This is a genomic window from Methyloversatilis sp. (assembly GCF_030696805.1).
In the GTDB taxonomy this organism is placed as follows: domain Bacteria; phylum Pseudomonadota; class Gammaproteobacteria; order Burkholderiales; family Rhodocyclaceae; genus Methyloversatilis.
Window position 1 is genome coordinate 1 of sequence record NZ_JAUYRO010000115.1, and the last position, 18929, is coordinate 18929.

The window sequence follows — 18929 nt, forward strand, 5'->3', positions numbered from 1 at the left end:
GGGGAGTGGCCGCGGAGGTTTCTACCCTCTCCCGCATCAGCGGGAGAGGGTGGCGCGAAGCGCCGGGTGAGGGCGAAGGCGATGGCGAAGGCGATGGCGTGGCGGCGCGAACTGGCTGGTCAGAACGGCGTGTCGAACTCCGGATAGGCCCGGCGACGCATGCGGACTGTCTTCAGCCAGGCCTTCAGTTCCTTCGGGTCGGTGGCGACTTCGATTTGCTGCTGCAATGCGGCGATCTGGCCCTGGCAGTTGCTCATGTCCTGCTGCAGCATCGGCAGCAGGTCCTGGGGATCGATGGCCACGAAGGGCGGCAGGCCGAAATCGATCATGAGCTGTTCCTCGATGGACAGGATTTCCATGTCCAGATCATCCAGTTGCCCTTTCAATATCTTGATGTAGTGCTTGAGGCGCTCGGGAGCGATGGCGGCCAGGTGGTCCTGGTCGATATGTTCCAGTTCGAGTTGCAGTTCGAGCAGTTGCAGCAGGTTGCCATTTTCATAGGCGGTGTTGGCCCGCTGCATCAGGGTTGTCTTGCGCGCCCGCTCCGCCGGATCGGGCTCCCGGTCAGGGTGCAGGGCGCTGGCAAGCTTGCGGAACACCTCCCGGATGGACTGGCTCAACTGCTTTTCCTCGGCCTCCAGTCGGGCTTCACGCGCCTCTTCACGACGGCTCTTCTTGCGGCTTGAAGCGTCTTCTTGCTGTGCCCGGAACCGGGCTTCCACCTGTTTGAGGATGTCTTCCCGCGAGCTCATGTCCACGTCGTCGCCCAGGTCCATGCCAAGCACGCTTTCCAGCATGGCCTTCATGTCGTCCTGGCGCTCGGTTTCCTGCGCATCGAAATCGGACTGGCTGTGCTTGTTGAACAGCATCTTGATTTCGTCGTGATCCTTCTGCCCCAGCACGGCCTCGGCCAGTTCGACGATCAGGGCGGTCAGCTTGCTTTTTTCGCCCTTGGTCACACCCTTCTTTTCGTGAGCGGCATCGAAGGCCTGGGCGAGCTGGCTCTGAAGATCCAGACATTGCTCCTGCAGCGGCAACAGCTCGCTGGCGTACTTCTGCCTGAACACCGGCAGCGTCGCTTCCCAGTCACCCAGGCGGGCACGGCGCGCTTCGATCTTCCTGATCAGGTTGTTGAAGGCTTTCTGGTCCCTGGTCAGCGGAACGGTGACGCGGGGTTCGATGTAGATGGGCAGGACGGGTTGATCGTTGAAAAGTGGCATGACAGTCGTAGATTGTCGCAGGCGGAAGTCGGGCGGCGAAGGTCTGAACAGAAAACCTTGCGAAGTTTAGCCTGCCCGGGTACCGTCTCCGCAAGGTAGGAGCGGGCCCTGCCCGCGATAGGGCGGTTGATCGGGCGATGGCGCGTGTTTCGAGGCCGTGATCGCCTGCAGGGGCGTAGCGGGGGTTTCGGCGAGCACGGCTCGCCGCCCGCAAAGCCGGCTGGCCATGCAGGGCCAGCCGTGGATAGGCTCCTACGAAAACCCGCACACCCCGACCCTCCACGACGTTTTTCGCAGGAGCGGGCCCTGCCCGCGATGGGGCGGTGGATCGGACTGCGTCTTCAGGCGCGAACCCGTGACTTTTCCGGGTCGTAGTGCGAGAAACGTACCTGCCTGGCGCCGATGCGTTTCTGGTGACCGTCGAGCTTGCCGATTTCGACCGTGGCGCCGGGTTCGACGGCCGACACGTCGAGTCGCGCCAGCGCGATCGTCTTGCCGAGGATGGGCGAACGGGTCGTGCTGGTGATCTGGCCGATCTGTGCGCGACCGTTGTAGATCGGGTCGCCGTGCGCCACCAGCTCGCTGCCGTCGATGTCCAGCCCGACCATGACGCGGGCCGGGTGGGCCTTGCGGCGTTCGAGCGCGGCCTTGCCGACGTAGTCGTCCTCCTTGTCGGCCGCCACGGCAAAGCCGATGCCGGCTTCGAACGGATCGGTCTGGTCGCAGAAATCGTACTCGGCGAACATCAGCCCGGCTTCGATGCGCAGCATGTCGAGCGCGGCCAGACCCATCGGCGCGATGCCGTAGGGCTCGCCGGCGCGGGCCACCGCGTCCCACACCTGCACGGCGTGCTTCGGATGGCACCACACCTCGTAGCCCAGTTCGCCGGTGTAGCCGGTGCGCGACACGACGACCGGGCAGCCGTCGATCTTGCCGACCGAGAAGCGGAACCACTTCAGTTCGTCCATCGATGCCTGCGCCGGCGGCGTGACCACGATGTCGCGCAGGATGTCGCGCGACTTCGGCCCCTGCACCGACAGGTTGTGCAACTGGTCGGTGGATGAACGCACCCAGGCGCGCAGGCCGTGCTGCGCCGCCAGTTCGCGCAGCCACACGCCGCACCAGTCGTCGCCGCACACCAGGCGGAAGTTGTTCTGCGCCAGGCGGAACACGGTGCAGTCGTCGATCATGCCGCCGTGTTCATGGCACAGCGCGGCATAGACGATCTGACCGACTGCCAGCTTGCGGATGTTGCGCGTGGTGGCGCGCTGCAGCAGCGCTTCGGCGTCCGGGCCGGTGATTTCGAACTTGCGCAGCGCCGACAGATCGATCATCGCGGCGCGCTCGCGACAGGCCCAGTATTCGTCGATCGGGCCGTTGGCAGCGAACGAAGTCTGCAGCCAGAAGCCGCGGTACTCGACCATGTTGCGGGTGAGCGCGGACGTGCGGGCGTGGAAGCCGGATTCGCGCGTCAGTCTGGGGGTGGCGTCGGGCGTCATGCGGTGTGCGATCCCTTTGGAAAAGTTGTTCGAGGCGTCATACACCCGCACGTGGATGTCGGTCGGATACCAGCCATTGGCCGGATCGATGTCATCGGGGCAGGACGACGAGGCGCAGACCAGATCGGTCAGCGCGCGCATCAGCACGTAATCGCCGGCACGCGACCACGGCTCGTCGAGACCGATGCTGTCGTCGTGATTGACGATGGTGTTGTAGAAGAAGTTGATCGCCGGCCAGCCGGCCCGGCGCGCCACGCCCAGCGGTTCGAGCGCGTTGTTGAAGTTGTCGCTGCAGTTGGCGTGACCGGGATAGCCCATGTCGTCGTAGTACTTGGCGCTGCAGGCGAGCATGAAGGTGTCGTGCCGGCCCACGGTATCGCGCACCACTTCGACCAGTGCCACCTGCCGCTCGTCGTAATACTTCGACAGCAGGCCGGGCCCCGGACTGGCGGTGCCGGTCAGCGTGCGCGTGGTGGTCGGATCAAGGTCGTATTCCTGACCGCGCGCCAGCGCAGCCGCGTCGAAGGCGAGGAAGTCGGAGCACTGCCGGCCATCGACGTCGATCACCTGGATGTAGTCGCCCGCCTTCACGCGGTAGGCGTGCGCCGTGCCGGCTGCGACCCGCAGGTCGAGCACCGGTTCGGCCAGCGGCGGCGGCGCCTGACCGCTGAGCGGCTCGGCGCGGACGATGTCGGCGATCAGTTCGGTCGGCGCGTCCTGCGCGTCGGGCGCCATGTCGGTACCCGGCGCGTGCAGCAGGCAGCGCACGGCGCCCGGTGCGCTGAAGTCGCAGCGCGCGCCGGGCAGGCTGTCGGCGCCGAACAGGCGGGCGCGCAGCAGGCGCCAGCCGGCGGGCGCGCCGTGCATCAGCGCAGCGGCCGGTGTGTCGGCGGTATCGACCGCGTCGAGTGCCATGCCCGGCAGCATGGCGGCCGCGAGGCCGGCCGGCCCGGCGAGGTAGAAATCACCCGGCTGCAGGCCTTCCGGGTCGATCAGCGTAACCCGGTCGCCGGCTGCCAGATCGAACGCGACCGCTGCACCGCCGGACGCGACAAGACGGACGTGCGCCGGACGCGGACGGGCGGCGATCGACGGGTTGAAAGAAGGTTCGACTATCGTGTTCATCAGATGCGGTCACCCGCAGTCCGGCGCCGTGCTGCAGGGGCGCGACGGACCGCAACGGGGTTCATCGGATGCGGGCTCATCTGCGTTGATGCCGCCCGCACGCTGCAGCAGGTCAGGCGTGTTCCTGGTCGGCCGGTTCGTTCAGGTAGGCCTCGAGCGAATCATCGAGCGCTTCAAGCCACGTCGTATGGTGCGGCGTCGCCATGGTGCCGGTCATCAGGGAAGCGTAGCACTTGTTCCGGTAGCCCATGATGTCCTCGTACTTGTCGTTCTTCCACTCGAGGAAGGTCTTGTTGACCGCCGCGATATCGAAGCTCGGGTAGTCGGTGGCTTCGATCAGCTGGCCGATGTACTTGCCCTGGAACTCGAACATTTCCTGCGCCGTTTCCAGCGTCAGTTCCTCTTCGCGCCAGGCCATGTCTTCGGCATGCATGGCTTCCGGCGACGGCAGCGGGATGCGGCCGAGCATGACGTCGCGTGCGTACCAGGCCTGGGCGTCGAACATGTTGAAGCTGTACCACTGGTCCTGCATGCCGAGATAGATCAGCGCCGGATTCTCTTCCCAGAACACGCCCTTGTAGAGGTTCAGCGGCCACAGGCGGTTGTCGGTCTTCAGCCGCAGCTCTTCCGGCAGGAAGGGGAAGTGGTGCTTGTAGCCGGTGCACAGGATGACCGCGTCGATGTGCTTGCTGCTGCCGTCGGCGAAATGCGCCATGTGGCCGTCGACGCGCAGCAACTGCGGCTTCTCGTCCCAGTTTTCGGGCCACTTGTAGCCCATCGGATTGGTGCGGTAACAGCTGGTGATGGAGCGCGCGCCGTACTTGTAGCACTGCGAGCCGATGTCCTCGGCCGAGTAGCTGGCGCCGATGATGAGCACGTCCTTGCCCTTGAATTCGAGCGCGTCGCGGAAGTCATGCGCATGCAGCACGCGGCCGCCGAAGGTTTCGAAGCCCGGAAAATACGGCACGTTGGGGGTCGAGAAGTGGCCGCTGGCCACCACCACGAAGTCGAAGGTTTCGGAGTAGGTGAGATCCTGCTCGTAGTTGTGCACGGTGACCGTGAACAGCCGGGTCGCGTCGTCCCAGGTCACGTTGCGCACCGAGGTGTTGAAGCGGATGTGCTTGCGCACGCCGGCCTTCTCGACACGGCCCTTGATGTAGTCCCACAGCACTTCGCGCGGCGGGTAGGAACCCATCGGACGGCCGAAGTGCTCGTCGAACGTGTAGTCGGCGAACTCCAGACATTCCTTCGGGCCGTTCGACCACAGATAGCGGTACATGCTGCCGTGCACCGGCTCGCCGTGCTCGTCCAGCCCGGTGCGCCAGGTGTAGTTCCACATGCCACCCCAGTCCGACTGCTTCTCGAAACACACCAGTTCGGGAATGTCTGCGCCCTTGGCCGCAGCAGACTGGAAGGCACGCAGCTGGGCCAGCCCGCTGGGGCCGGCACCGATGATGGCAACACGCTTTTTCATGCTGTGGATTCCTCTTGTCAGTTCCGTTCGGGATACGGCTGCGACGGCGCCGCATGCGCCAGGTCGCCCGCCGGACGCCCGGCATCGCGCCGTACGTCAGGTGCAGCGAATGATGCGAAGCGCGACCGGTGCGGACAATTCTCAAGAGGAGTTACCCATTAGGGGGTAGGCGCCGGCACACAGCTCCATTGAGCTGTGCCGCGGAGGCGAATGGGCGCGCGAACCCGGCTGACGTTGCGTGATCAACGCGCCCATCGCGGACAGGGTCCGCTCCTGCGAAGGGCCACACCGTCGCGGTTTTCGTAGGAGCCATCCCACGGTCGGCCCTGCATGGCCGACCGGCTCCACGGGCGGCGAGCCGTGCTCGCCGAAACCCCCGCTCCGCCCCCGCAGGCGATCCCCGTCTTCGAACACGTGATGGCGCATGAGCAACGCGCGCATCGCGGACAGGGTCCGCTCCTACGGCGGGCGAGCGGCGTCGGGAGTCTCTTGCTGCCGTCGTGCCTTACCCATTAGTGGGTAATCCCTTGTGAGAATTGTTCGCACGGCAGCGACGTTTCAATAATCGGTCCCACATCGAGACCTCCGGACGCACTGGCGCGACCGGAGCGTTACCCCGCAGTGCACTCATTCCCGAGCATCAACGCATGGCCGCCGGCTTCCTGGCTGGCTGCCGTGACGCAAAACAGGCGGACGGCGTTGGGCCCGTCATCCGTCGTACAGATCGCCCGACAACCGTGGATCACAGGAGAGCACCATGCATGAACGTATTCGTCACAAGACCCTGAGCGCGCTGCTGCTGGGCCTGCTCGTCGCTCCGCTCGCCGCACAGGCGGAAGAGGCGCCGGCACCGTCGTACACGATCAGCGCCAACGTGGGCCTGTTCTCGCAGTACATCTTCCGCGGCATCAGCTACACGCAGGAAAAGCCGGCCGTACAGGGTGGCTTCGATCTGGCGCACGAAAGCGGGCTCTACCTCGGTGTTTGGGGGACCAATGTCAGCGATCTGGCGCTGTCGAACGCCACCGGCGAGATCGACGTGTATGGCGGCTATGCGAAGACGGTGGGCGACTTCCTGTTCGACGTCGGCTTCCTGCAGTTCATCTTTCCGGGCGGCAAGTACGATCCGTCCGGTGAAAGCCTGAACACGCTGGAACTCAATGCCGCGGTGACCTGGAAGTTCATCCAGCTGAAATACTCCTACGCGGTGACCGATTACTTCGGGTTCAGCACGAAGGCGTTCGGCGCCGATTCGGACGGTTCGGACTATCTGGAAGCGAACGCGAACTACGAGTTCATGGCGGGCTGGATCGCCAATCTGCACGTTGGTCACCAGAAGGTGAAGAATTATGACGACTACGACTTCACCGACTGGAAGGTCGGCATCACGAAGAACTTCGACGGTGGCTGGCAGGCAGCTGTGGCCTATGTCGACACCAATGCGGACAGTAACTTCTACACCATCTGCGACAACGTCGGCGGCGCGGCAACGCGCTGCAAGGACACCGGCGACAGCAAGTGGCTGCTGTACGTCAAGCGCACGTTCTGATGACCGAAGGGCTGCCGCGACGCAGCCCTTTTCGCATAAAGGGGATATGACATGAGCAGCAATGCGGATGTGATCGGGGCGGCGCCGGTGCGGTCGGCCAGCCGTGCCGAAAGTGCGTCACTGCACCGGAAGATCGACTGGACCGGTGCGTTCTGGGTGGCCAGCGGGGTGCCGGCGCTGGTGCTGTTTTCCATCGGTGCCATCGCGGCAACGGTGGGCAAACCGTCGTGGATGGTGTGGGCGCTGTCGATCGGCTTCGGCTTCATCCAGGCCTTCACGTATGCCGAAATCGCCGGCCTGTTCCCGCACAAGTCGGGTGGCGCATCGGTGTATGGCGCGGTCGCGTGGGTGCGCTACAGCAAGATCATTGCGCCGGTATCGGTGTGGTGCAACTGGTTCGCCTGGTCGCCGGTGCTGGCCATCGGCTCCGGGCTGGCAGCGGGTTACATCCTCGGCGCGCTGTTCCCGGCCGACGCGGCGATCAACACCTGGCAGCTGACGCTGGTCGATCTGGGTTTCATCAGGTCCGGCCTCGAGTTGCGCATCAACGCGACCTTCCTGGTCGGTGTCGTGCTGCTGCTGGCGGTGTTCGGCATCCAGCACGGTGGCATCCTGCGCTCGGCGCGCACGACCATGGTGCTCGGCATCACGGCGCTGATCCCGCTGATGCTGATCGCGCTGGTGCCGCTGCTGTCCGGCGACATGCCGTCGGCCCACTTCTCGCCGATGGTGCCCATCGCGTGGGAAAACGGGCTGGTGGTCGATGGCTCGTGGAACATGGCGGGCGTCACACTGATGGCCGGCGGCCTGTTCATCGCCGCGTGGTCGACCTACGGCTTCGAAACCGCGGTCTGCTACACGCGCGAATTCAAGGACCCCAAGAAGGACACCTTCAAGGCCATCCTGTTTTCGGGTCTGCTGTGTATCGTCGTGTTCACGCTGGTGCCGCTGGCCTTCCAGGGTCACCTCGGTCTGGGTGAAGTGGTCACGCCGCCGGTGGTCGAAGCGGATGGCACGGTGTCCGCACCGGCGGTCTACAGCGGCATGCTCGCACCGGCGGTCTACAGCGGCATGCTCGCACCCGAGGTGTACAGCGGCATGGGCGTGGCCAACGTGATGTCGCACATGGTGGGCGGCGGCGAAATGGTGGCAAACGTGCTGGTGGTCATGCTGGTGCTTGCGGTGCTGCTGTCCATCATGACGTCGATGGCGGGTTCGTCGCGCACGCTGTATCAGGCGTCGGTCGACGGCTGGCTGCCGCGCTACCTGTCGCACGTCAACGAACATGGCGCACCGACGCGTGCGATGTGGACCGACCTCGGCTTCAACCTGATCCTTCTGATGCTGTCGGACTACGTGTTCGTGCTGGCCTGCTCCAATGTCGGCTACATCATCTTCAACTTCCTGAACCTGAATTCCGGCTGGATCCACCGCATCGACCGCCCGGACTGGGAGCGTCCGTTCAAGGCACCGAACATCATTCTGGGTATCGGCGTGGTACTTGCCTTCGTCAATCTCGCGTTGATGGGTCTGGGTGCCGACATCTACGGCGCAGGCACGCTGACGGCCGGTCTGGTGTTCGCCTCGCTGATCATTCCGGTGTTCCTGTACCGCCATTACGTGCAGGACAAGGGTCAGTTCCCGGACGCGATGATCGAAGACATGCACCTGAATGACCAGTTGCCGTCAGGCGGCAAGCGCGCAGGGGTGCTGCCTTATGTGACGCTGGCTGCCGGTGTCGTGGTGGTGGTGGTGTCGCACAGCCTGGCCGTGTATTGAGAAAACGCGAGTCTTTGTGTGCAGGACAGCCGGCAGCGGCAGCCCTCAGGGCTGTCGTCTGCCGGTTTTCCTTTCCTGGCCCGACAGACGCAAGACGGTGCCGCGCGACTCAGTCGTGGACCGCGGCCCGCCGGAACTGCGGGTTCTGCAGCGCCCACACGGCCGCCTCGAGGCGGCTTTTCATATTGAGCTTGCTGAGCACGTGCTTGATATGCACCTTCACCGTCGCATCGGAAATGCCGAGCACGCGCGCGATTTCCTTGTTGCTGCGCCCATCCGACAGCAGGCCGAGAATTTCGCGCTCGCGTTCGGTCAGATCGGCGTGACTGGCGGCTGGCGGCGCGTTCAGCGCATGGGCGAGCAAACCGGCGACACTGCCGTCGAGCACCACGGTGCCGGCCACCGACTGCTTGATACGCTGACACAGCTCCTCCGGCTCCATGTCCTTCAGCAGATAGCCGTCGGCACCCGCCTTCATCGCATCCAGCACGTCGCGTTCGTCATCGGACACGGTCAGCATGACGCAGCGGCCGCGCAGGCCCGCCGCCTTGAGCCGGCGCAGCGTTTCGATGCCATTCACCGACTTCATGTTGAGGTCGATCAGGATCAGGTCGGGATCCGTCTCGGCGGCCAGCGCGATACCACTCACGCCGTCGCTGGCTTCGCCGGCCAGTTCGAGTTCGTCGTCGGCGCGCACCAGCTGTGCCACGCCCTTGCGGAACAGCGGATGATCGTCGATCAGCAGGATGCGTATGCTCATGTCGTCACTTCGGAAAGTATGTCGGCCGGCAGCTTCTGCGGCGCAAAGGCCAGCTGCACCCGGGTGCCGCCACCCGGTCGGTGTACCACGGATACCTCGCCACCGAGCGAGCTGGCGCGCTCGCGCATGATGGACAGGCCATAGTGGTTCGTCTCTGCATAGGGGTTGGTCAGGCCGCGGCCATCGTCATCCACGATGGCGGTGAGCAGATGTCCGGGCCCGTAATGCATGCTGATCCAGACATGGTAAGCCCGCGCATGGCGCACCGTGTTCGACACCGCTTCGCGTATGACCTGCATGACGTGAAACTCCTCGTTCACGCCAAGCTGGCATCGGCCCAGATCGTGCACGAAACTGATGTCGAGACCGCTGCGCTGGGCGAACTCATCGACCGTGGCCTGCACCGACGACAGCAGGCCGCCCGGACCCATGCGCACGCGGAAGGCGGCGATCAGGTCACGCACCTCGCGGTAAGCGGCCGACAGCCCCTCGCGCAGTTCGCGCGCGGCCTGCGCGACATCGGCCGGGTGCTTTTCGCGATCGAGACCGCGCTGCAGCCGGGCCACCTGGATCTTCATGTAGGCGAGCGACTGCGCCAGCGAATCGTGCAGTTCGCCAGCGATCGCCGTGCGTTCCTCCATCAGTGCCACCCGCCTTTCCTCCTGGCTGCGGCTCACGCCGGACAACGCGAGTGCGGCGAGATGAGCGAAGCTTTCGGCCAGCTTGACCTGCGGGTCATCGACCCGCGCATGCTCGGGAAATTCGGCCACCAGCGTGCCGAGCGCCAGATCGCCGCGGCACACCGGCAGCACCAGCGAACTGGTCGGCCCGGTTACGCCCGGCGGCACCACGCGCGCGGTGATTTCGCGCGCCGCCGGCTGATCGGCCAGCTGAGCCAGAATGGCCGGCTCGCCATGGGTCGCCAGTACGGCGTCGGCACCCAGTGCCTGCCGCGCGACCATGCCCAGGCTGAGCGACACGGTGCGCGCGCCGAGCGCAGATTCCAGCTGGGCGAGGCCGCCGAGCAGGCTGAACGCCGACACTTCGCTGTTGGTGAAGGTGCGCGCCACCTGATGCAGCGTCTGCAGTTCCAGTGCCTTGCGCCGCAACTGTTCGGCCGTGACCTGCTGGCGCCAGCTCACTTCTGCCTCCAGCCCGGCCTGGCGCGCCGTCAGTTCGGCCAGGCTTTCGACCAGCCGTTCGATTTCGTCGCGCCCGCGCGCGCGGCTGCTTTCCGGCATCAGGCTCAATGCGGCCTCGCTGCGGCACACGAGCAGTCGATACGCCCGGTGCGCGATGAGCGTGCAACCAACGATGATGGCAAGCAGGCACAACCCCTGCAGCAGCAGCATCACGGCCACCCGTTCCAGCAATGCACGCTCGACGCCGGCCACCACCTCGCACGGCGCCCCTTCGGCCGCCGCAGGCGCCGCACACAGTGCGACCATGCGGCCGAAAATCTGCGAAAACTGCCGCTCCACTTCGACACTGCCCCAGAAAGCCAGCGCTGCGCACAGCGCGCAGCCGGCCAGCATGACCGTCAATCCGGTATACAGCGGGTAACGCCTGCCGGCGCCTGAAAGGAAACGAATCACGATGGCCCTGTATCTGTTTTCCGCATGGACGCTCGCCCTGATGTTTGCGGCCGTGGTCGGCACCTGGCACGGCGGCCACGCGGCCTACGGCCTGCCTGCCGCGGTCGGACTGGGCGGACTGCTGCTGGTGCTGATGTTGCGGCGACAGACATGGTCCGACGCGCCACTTCGCCGGCGCCCCGACGCCACTGCACAACAGACGCAGTGGGCGGGTGAACTGTGCCACAACATTTCATCGCCCTCGGTCACGATAGAAGGGCCGACCATCAGTTTCGCCAACCAGGCATTTCTCGCGTTGCTCGACTACCGCGGGCGCGCCGACGAGGTGGTCGGGCTGCCGTTCACCAATCTGCTGCATCCGGTCGATCATGCCCGCTTCGCTGCGCTGGTCGCGATCGCCGCCGGCAGCAATCCGACGGCGGCCGAAAGCATGCTGCGCATGGTCAGCGCCACCGGTCTGCCGGTGAAGCTGCACGCCAGCATTTCGCCACTGCCGGCGGTCCCGGGCAGCCTGCTGATCCAGTTCAGCCCGGATGCCGCCGCCGTGCCGGCGCGCGACGACAGCGAACATGACATGCCGGTGGTGCTGGACCAGATTGATCTGGTGCTGTTCAAGACCGATACCGAAGGCCGCATCGCCTACCTGAATCGCGCCTGGGAGCGGCTGACCGGGCGCAGCGTTGCCGACAGCCGCGGGCGGCTGCTGAGCGCAGCCGTGCACCCGGAGGAGCGCGACGGGGTGGAAAAATCGCTGCTGTCGGTGGCCAGCGGGCAGCTCGACCAACTGGTGAGCGAGGTGCGTCTGGTCGCCGCCAGCGGCAACGTGTTCTGGGTCATGCTGCGTGCACAGTCGTGCACCCTGCCCGACGGCGATCTGGCCGGCGTGGTCGGTACGCTGACCGAGGTCACGCGCCGGCGCCGCAGCGAAGAGCTCGGCTCGAGCCGACGCTACCTGAACACCCTGCTCGCCAATGTGCCGGGCATGGTGTATCGCGGCCGCAACGATCCGGACTGGACGATGGAGTTCGTCAGCGACGGCTGCGTCGACCTGACCGGCTACGAGCCCTGGGAACTGGTCGACAACCGCCGCGTGGCCTTCGGAAACCTGATTCACCCGGAAGACCGCGAATTCGTGTGGTCTCAGGTTCAGGCCAATCTGGCGCAGCACAAGCCGTATCAGATTTCCTACCGCATCGCGGATGTCAATGGCGTCTATCTGTGGGTGTGGGAACAGGGGCGCGGCGTCTTCTCGTCGCAGGGCGAATTGCTGGTGATCGAAGGCTTCATCACCGACGTGAGCGAGCGGCGCGGCGCCGAGGAACGCGCCCGTCGACGCATGTGGTTCGAAGCCCGAACCGGCATGACCAGCCGGCCCATCTTCGACGCGCTGCTGGCGTGGACGCTGCATCAGTTCCAGGTCAGCGGCGCCCCGTTCGCGCTGCTGTGGGTCGATGTATTCGGCATGGAAGAACTGGTGCCGCACTACAGTCAGGAAGTGTCCGAACAGGTGCTGGCCGAGGTGGCGCGGCGTTTCCGTCCGGTCAGCTATCCGGGCGCCGCGGTCAGCTATCTGGAAAAGCATCAGTTCGCGGTGCTGCTGACCGACTTCAGGGCCGGCCAGGCCGCGCGCGAACTGGCTGGCTCCAACGAACTGATTCCGGCGGTATCTAAACTCGCGGCCCGCCTGATGCAGGAACTGACCGCGACGCTGCGCGTGGGCGACAGCGAGGTGGTGATCGCCGCGGCAGCCGGCATCGCGCTGGGCGACGCGCGCTACATCGGCATCGAATCGATGTTCGAAGCCGCGCGCCGCGCCGCGACCCAGGCGGTCGAGCTGGGTTCCGGGCACTGCGAGTTCGCCGACGAGTAGGCATGCTGCCGGCCCGTTGCCCGTGACGGTTTCAGGCACGCGGAACGGCGCATATCAAGACGATGGCTCAACGTTCGCCGAGCAGCGACTGCACCGCAGCGGCACACGCTTGCGGCGCCTCCATCGGTACCAGATGGCCGGTGTCCAGTTCGCGCCAGTCCTCACCCCAGAAGGCGCGGTTGGCGTCACGGCCGGCGAGGCGCAGTTCTTCCGACTGGCTGCCGGCGACGAAACCGATGGGCGTGCCGCGCCGGCGCAGCGTGCGCACGGCACGCTGCGCCGCACGGTGCGCCAGCGTGGCGTAGATGTCGCGCTCGGCTTCGCGCGCAATGGTCAGCGTGACACCCCCGCCGGGGTGATCGGTCAGCGCGGCGGCCAGGAAATCGTCGAGTACACCGGGCGCCCAGCGCTGCACGAAAGGTTTGTCCGCCAGATGTCGCCGCGCGTCTTCGCGTGATGGCCAGTGCATGCGCCGGCGGGCGGCGATCGGCGCCGGACCCATCTTGCGCGACAGGCCGCTGGCATGTGATGCCGTCAGCACTGCGCCGCGCCAGCCGCCGACCAGCGGCGCATCGATCAGAACGACCTGCGCCACGCGCAGCGGCCGGCGCGCAGCGGCCATGGCGGCGAGATAGCCGCCCATCGAATGGCCCACCAGCGCGAGCGGGTCATCCGGCAGCGCGTCGACCCGGGCCAGCACCTGCGTCAGCAGGTTGCGCCAGCCGCGGCCGGGGCCGTGCGCGGCGCCGATCACGTCGATTGCATCGACCGGGTGGTGGCGCGCCAGTGCAGCGAGAAACTGGCGGTACACGCCGGCCGGGTAGCCATTGGCGTGCAGGAACAGGACAGGTTGGGCGGGCGGCATGGCACGAAGAAGAATACGCCGCGTACCGGGTCCGCGTGGCGCGATACCCGTTGTGCGCAATGCTGTTGAGTCAAGTCAATGCGTCAGGCGCGCCCGAGGCGCACACTGGCTGCAATCACTCACTACCGGAAGGAAGCAATCATGAACAGGATCTGGGCCGCTCTGGCACTTTCTGCGTTGTCCTGTACGACCGCATGGGCCGACTCAACGTCGGGCCATGCCGGTTCGGCGCATCCGGCCGACGCGCTGAAGGACAAGGCGCCGGCCAACGTCGGCGGCAAGCCGGCGTTGCCGCCCGGCGTCACCCCGTCGACGCGCAAGGTGCACGCCGGGCACGAACACCCGGTGATCGAGGGGCACGACCATGTACCGCAGAGCGCCACCGAGCAGAAGCTGGCGATGCCGATCGGCGTTCAGCCGTCGCAGCGCAAGATCCACGCCGGCCAGGAGCACCCGACGATCGAAAGCCACGACCATGTGCAGCCGAGTGCCACCGAAATGAAGCCGGCGCTGCCGCCGGGCGTCAAGCGCTGACGCAGCGCGGCAGAGCTCAGTCGGCGCTGCGGCGTTCGGCGTCGATCAGTTCGGCGCGCCGTGCGGATGGCATATCCAGTTGCGCCAGCACATGATCGCCCAACTGGAGCGCCGCTTCCAGCGCCTCCGGAATGACTTCGGTGGCGCCCGCTGCACGCAGTTCGGCCGCATGTGCGCCATCGCGCGCCCGGGCGATCAGCGGCAGCGCCGGGAACTCGGCGTGCAGGCTGCGCACCACGTGCCGGGCCGCGGCGGGATCATCCATCGTGACGACCAGCGCGCGGGCCCGACCGGCGCCCAGATGATGCAGCAGTGACGGGCTGCCGGCATCGCCGACGATGACCGGCCGCCCTGCTGCGTGGTGGCGCGCCGCCGCTGCGGCGTGCCGTTCGATGGCGAGCCACGGCAGATCGGCGCGGTCCAGCACACGTGCCACCCGCTGCCCGACCCGGCCGAAGCCGGCAATGATGACCACATCGTCCTGCGCGGGCAGGCTTCGTGCGGCCGCACCGTCGCCCGCCGTGTCGGCAGCGCGATCGAAGCGCCGGTGCAGCGCACGGCCGGCCTTTGCCGCAAGTGGCGTCATGAACATGCTCAGCGTGGCCACCAGCAACATGAAATTGCCGGTCCGGGCATCCAGCAGACCGGTGCCAAGCGCGATGCCGATGACGATCAGCGCAAATTCGCCGGCCTGACCGAGCAACAGCGCCGCCTCGACGGCGTCACCGCGTGCCAGGCCGAACAGGCGGAACAGTGTAAAGAGCACGGCGCTTTTCAGCGCGTACAGGCCGATCACCGATCCCACCAGCCACAGCGCGTCGGCGGCCACGGTTATCAGATCAAGGCTCATGCCGACCGACACGAAGAACAGCCCCATCAGCAGGCCCTTGAACGGTTCGATGGCCTGCAGCGCGGCATGGCGATACTCGGTTTCGGACAGCATCAGCCCGGCCAGGAAGGCGCCGAGCGCCATCGACAGCCCGGCACGGCCTGTCAGTGCCGCGACGCCGAGCGCAGCGAGCAGTGTCAGCGCCATGAAGCTGTCGGCCTGCGTGGTGACCGACACGCGGCGGAACAGCGGTGTCAGCACGAGCCGGCCGAGCAGCAGGATGAGCGCCACCGCCAGAGCCGCTTTGGCCAGCGCGGTCAACAAAAGCCACACGAAGCCGCTCGCCGTGCCGCCCGCGCCATTACCCGCCATCAGGCCGAGCAGGATGAGCAGCGGAACGAAGGCGATGTCCTGCAGCAGCAGCACGGCAAAACTCGTGCGACCGACCGTCGAGCGCGTCTGACCCGCCTCGTCGAGCAGTTGCATCACCACCGCGGTGGATGACATCGCGAGGCCGAGGCCGAGCACCAGCGCCGTCTCGTGGCCATGGCCGAACGCCAGCGCAATGCCGGCGATCAGCGCACCGGTGCCCAGCCACTGTGCGCTGCCCACACCCAGCACCCAGCGGCGCAACGACCAGAGCTGGCGTGCCGACAGTTCCAGGCCGATGACGAACAGCATGAACATGACGCCCAGTTCGGCCAGACCCCGCACGCCCTCGCCATCGGCGATGGTGAGCGCACCGAGCCAGGGCAGGTCGGCGGCCAGCCGGCCCAGACCATACGGACCGACCAGCGCGCCGGCGCACAGGAAGGCCACCACCTGGCTCACCCGGGCGCGCGCCAGCAGCGGCATCACCAGACCGGCGATGGCGAGAAACAGCAGCAGCGGCTGCAGGTGGGGCAATCCGGCGTGGGCGTCCATCCGTCAAGCGTGCATCAGGTGCGGCCGGATCGTATTGACACAGGTCGTTCAGCCGGCGGGCGCGTACACATTGCCGAGCGTGCCGACCCCGGTGACGGTCACTTCGACGGTGCTACCCGGTTTCATCGGCAGTACGCCGACCGAGGTGCCGCAGCAGATCACGTCGCCGGGCAGCAGCGTCATGTCGCGCGAAATCATCGCGACCAGCTGCACCGGCGGAATGATCATGTCGGACACCGGATAGCGCTGGCGCTCGCGCCCGCCGACCGTGGTGACCACTTCGGCATCGGCCGGCAGTGCATCGGTTTCGATGACCGGGCCGAAGCAGCCGAAGCCGTCGAAACTTTTGGCGCGGGTCCATTGCGCGAACGACGGGTCCTTGTCCACCAGTTCCAGCGCGCTCACATCATTGACGCAGGTGTAACCGAAGATGGCGTCGGCGGCCTGCGCCTCGTCCAGGTTGCGTGCCACCTTGCCGATGACCACGCCCAGCTCACCCTCGTAGAACACGCGACCGTCGAAGGCCAGCGGTTTCGGAATCGGCTGACCGTGCCAGTTCAGCGCAGTCGGCGAACGCACGAGGAACAGCGGCTCAGCCGGTACGCTGCCACCGGCCTTCTGCACGGCCGCGTGGAAGTTGTTCACGATGATGATCATCTTGGAGGGCACGCAGGGCATCAGCCATTCGACGCCGGCCAGCGGCACGGTTTCGCCGGTCACGCGAGGCACGCCGAACAGGTCGCCATCGAGCAGTTCAACGAGGTCGCCGGCTATGCGGCCCAGCCGTTCGGCGCCCTGATGGCGCACACGCAGGTATTTCATTGTTGCTTCCTGTGAGTCGGACGGAATTGAGCGGAAAGAAATCAGGGGCGCAGGCGCGCCGCCACATCGACCAGACGCATTGCCGTGCGGTCCAGCATCTGCTGCAGGCGCTCGTCGGCCAGACGGCCTTCGGACGTGAAGGCCGTGGACGCCCCACCGACGGCCACCTGCTCGGACAGCACCAGTGCGCCGACCGACTGCAGCACCGCCCGCAGATGCACCAGACCGCGCAGGCCGCCCAGCGCACCCGGTGAGGCAGCGGCGAGCGCGGCCACCTTGCCGGCATACGGCACCGTACCGGCCTCGTCGCCGGCCGGGCGTGAAATCCAGTCCAGCGTGTTTTTCAGTACCGCGCTGAAAGAACCGTTGTACTCCGGCGACGCGATGAACAGGCCGTGATGCGACTTGAACAGTTCCTTCAGCGGTCGCACCCCCAGCGGCAGGCCGGCCGATGCTTCGAGGTCGCCGTCGTACAGCGGCAGCGGATGGTCGCGCAGGTCCATGAAGGTGGCTTCACCGCCCGCCTCTTCGACCGCACGGGCTGCCGCCAGCGCGAGCTTGCGGTTGAACGATGCCTCGCGTGTGCTGCCGGCGAAGCACAGGATGCGTGCCTTCACGCCCTCCTCCTCGGAACTGTTGCGGACGACGGCCAGGCTTTTGCTGTTCGGGTTGTTCATGGGGAGTCCAGCCAGTCGATGATGGGTTGCCACTGTTCGCGGTCGGTCTGAGCGCGCGAGCGGGACAGGTCGAAAATGCTCATGCCGTGCGCGGCCGTCTGCACGTACAGCTGCGAATTGCGCAGATAGCCCAGCACCGGCAGATCGAGCCCGGCGCAGAAACGCTCCAGTTCCTGCGCGGCGCGCGTGCGCGTGTCGACCCGCATGCCGACGATGCCGATGCGCACCCGCGCCGAGCTGATGCGCTTGTGCTGTGCCAGTTCGTTCAGGAACTCACCGGTGGCGAGGATATCGAAAATCGACGGCTGCACCGGCACGAGAATGCGGTCGACGCTGCGCAGCATGGTTTCGAGCCGCTTGCCGCGCAGGCCCGCGGGTGTGTCGATGACCACATGCGTGGTACCGCGCGGCGGGCGGGCCGGCAGGTCGGGTTCGATATCCCAGCCGGAAATGGGCGCCAGCAGCGGCGAGCGCAGTGCGAGCCAGTGGCGCGCCGACTGCTGGCGGTCGATGTCGCCCAGCATGACGCGAGCCCCCTGGGTGGCGTAGTGCGCCGCGACGTTGGTCGCCAGGGTGCTCTTGCCGGCACCGCCCTTGGGGTTCGCAACCAGTACGCTATACATGCAGCGGCCTCAGGAAAGTACGCTCAGGAAAGTACGATTTCCCGCGCGAACTGGCCGCCGGGCTGTGAATGCAGGGTCCAGAACGCGTCGGCCACGCGGGCCGAATCGAGCAGGCTGCCTTCGCGCAGCACACCGGCGATCGTGACAATGGCGGCATGTACGCCGGCCGGCGACAGTTCCTGATGCAGGCTGAACACCAGATTGCGCAGCGCGGCCTTCTGCACCGACAGCGAAGCCGCCGCCGCGACCGGTTCCATCGCCAGTCCGCCGCCGGTGAACAGGATGCTGCCCTGACCGGCTGCACGCATCGCCGGCAGCACAGCACGCGCCGCGATCAGCGCGCCCAGTACGCCGATGCGCAGATCCGCCGCAAGCGCTTCCGGGTCCAGCACCGAGGGTGCGCTTTCGCGCGGCACGGCGGCGTTGAACACCAGCACCTCGGGCGGCGGCATCGCGTGGCGCATGCTTTCGATGGCGCACACGATGGATTCGTCGCTGCCGGCGTCGGCCACGAAGCCCTGCGCTGTCACGCCGCGCGCAGCCAGTTCGTGTTCATAGCGTTCGAGCTTGCCGGCATTGCGCGAAATCATCGCCACGCAATAGCCTTCGGCACCGAAGCGCCGTGCCACCGCGGCACCGACTCCGGTTCCCATGCCGACAATGGCGCACACCTTGGATCCCATATCGTTTTTTCCCCCGGCCAGCGCTGCTGTGATGGCTGTTTGGTGTGGCTGCTACCTGTCACGGCCGTGTTGCTGGCCTCTTGCTGTCGCCCGATGCGTTC

The 18929-nt window shown here is 66.3% G+C and carries 15 protein-coding genes; 4 read left to right on the top strand and 11 right to left on the bottom strand.

Annotation, left to right across the window (positions count from 1 at the left end; all coding sequences use genetic code 11):
* Positions 1-119 precede the first annotated feature (119 nt).
* The 3 genes from Q8R75_RS18370 to Q8R75_RS18380 all read right to left on the bottom strand — a co-directional run bounded on the left by Q8R75_RS18370 (position 120) and on the right by Q8R75_RS18380 (position 5318).
* A complete protein-coding gene (locus tag Q8R75_RS18370) occupies positions 120-1220 on the bottom strand; it encodes a hypothetical protein (protein ID WP_305614592.1) in 1101 nt (366 codons plus the stop codon).
* 341 nt (positions 1221-1561) lie between these two features.
* Entirely contained in the window at positions 1562-3844 is a 2283-nt protein-coding gene (locus tag Q8R75_RS18375) for an aminomethyltransferase family protein (protein ID WP_305626936.1), read from the bottom strand.
* 112 nt (positions 3845-3956) lie between these two features.
* A complete protein-coding gene (locus tag Q8R75_RS18380) occupies positions 3957-5318 on the bottom strand; it encodes an NAD(P)/FAD-dependent oxidoreductase (protein ID WP_305614594.1) in 1362 nt (453 codons plus the stop codon).
* Between the two features lie 757 nt (positions 5319-6075).
* On the opposite strand from Q8R75_RS18380, the gene Q8R75_RS18385 reads away from it, so the two are divergent.
* Complete coding sequence (locus Q8R75_RS18385; protein ID WP_305626938.1) at positions 6076-6867, top strand: TorF family putative porin; 792 nt, start codon at positions 6076-6078, stop codon at positions 6865-6867.
* A gap of 51 nt (positions 6868-6918) precedes the next feature.
* On the top strand, positions 6919-8646 hold the full coding sequence (locus tag Q8R75_RS18390; protein WP_305626940.1) for an APC family permease: 1728 nt from the start codon (positions 6919-6921) through the stop codon (positions 8644-8646).
* A 109-nt stretch (positions 8647-8755) separates the two neighbouring features.
* Here Q8R75_RS18390 and narL read toward each other — a convergent pair whose 3' ends face one another.
* Positions 8756-9406: a two-component system response regulator NarL gene (gene narL, locus Q8R75_RS18395; protein ID WP_305614597.1), complete on the bottom strand. Its 651-nt coding sequence runs from the start codon at positions 9404-9406 to the stop codon at positions 8756-8758.
* Positions 9403-10941, bottom strand: coding sequence for a histidine kinase (locus Q8R75_RS18400; protein WP_305614598.1), 1539 nt, complete (start codon positions 10939-10941; stop codon positions 9403-9405). Before Q8R75_RS18400 ends, narL begins: the two co-directional genes overlap by 4 nt.
* Positions 10942-11002: 61 nt before the next feature.
* Between Q8R75_RS18400 and Q8R75_RS18405 the strand changes: the two genes are divergently transcribed.
* On the top strand, positions 11003-12871 hold the full coding sequence (locus Q8R75_RS18405; RefSeq protein ID WP_305614599.1) for a PAS domain-containing protein: 1869 nt from the start codon (positions 11003-11005) through the stop codon (positions 12869-12871).
* 67 nt (positions 12872-12938) lie between these two features.
* Here the strand turns inward: Q8R75_RS18405 and Q8R75_RS18410 are convergent, their stop codons facing one another.
* On the bottom strand, positions 12939-13736 hold the full coding sequence (locus tag Q8R75_RS18410; protein WP_305614600.1) for an alpha/beta hydrolase: 798 nt from the start codon (positions 13734-13736) through the stop codon (positions 12939-12941).
* Between the two features lie 141 nt (positions 13737-13877).
* Between Q8R75_RS18410 and Q8R75_RS18415 the strand changes: the two genes are divergently transcribed.
* Positions 13878-14270 (top strand): hypothetical protein, encoded by a 393-nt coding sequence (locus Q8R75_RS18415; RefSeq protein WP_305614601.1) that lies wholly within the window; start codon positions 13878-13880, stop codon positions 14268-14270.
* Positions 14271-14286: 16 nt separating this feature from the next.
* Here the strand turns inward: Q8R75_RS18415 and Q8R75_RS18420 are convergent, their stop codons facing one another.
* From Q8R75_RS18420 to Q8R75_RS18440, 5 genes are read right to left on the bottom strand one after another with little or no spacing between them, the layout of a single operon-like run.
* Positions 14287-16023 (bottom strand): cation:proton antiporter, encoded by a 1737-nt coding sequence (locus Q8R75_RS18420; RefSeq protein WP_305614602.1) that lies wholly within the window; start codon positions 16021-16023, stop codon positions 14287-14289.
* Between the two features lie 48 nt (positions 16024-16071).
* Positions 16072-16845 carry a fumarylacetoacetate hydrolase family protein gene (locus tag Q8R75_RS18425; protein ID WP_305614603.1) on the bottom strand — a complete coding sequence of 258 codons (774 nt, stop codon included), beginning with the start codon at positions 16843-16845 and terminating at the stop codon, positions 16072-16074.
* A 41-nt stretch (positions 16846-16886) separates the two neighbouring features.
* Entirely contained in the window at positions 16887-17522 is a 636-nt protein-coding gene (locus Q8R75_RS18430; RefSeq protein WP_257096880.1) for an NAD(P)H-dependent oxidoreductase, read from the bottom strand.
* Positions 17519-18145 carry a ParA family protein gene (locus tag Q8R75_RS18435; protein ID WP_257096878.1) on the bottom strand — a complete coding sequence of 209 codons (627 nt, stop codon included), beginning with the start codon at positions 18143-18145 and terminating at the stop codon, positions 17519-17521. Before Q8R75_RS18435 ends, Q8R75_RS18430 begins: the two co-directional genes overlap by 4 nt.
* A gap of 23 nt (positions 18146-18168) precedes the next feature.
* Positions 18169-18828, bottom strand: a complete 660-nt coding sequence (locus Q8R75_RS18440; protein ID WP_069039250.1) for an SDR family NAD(P)-dependent oxidoreductase — start codon at positions 18826-18828, stop codon at positions 18169-18171.
* Positions 18829-18929: the final 101 nt, after the last annotated feature.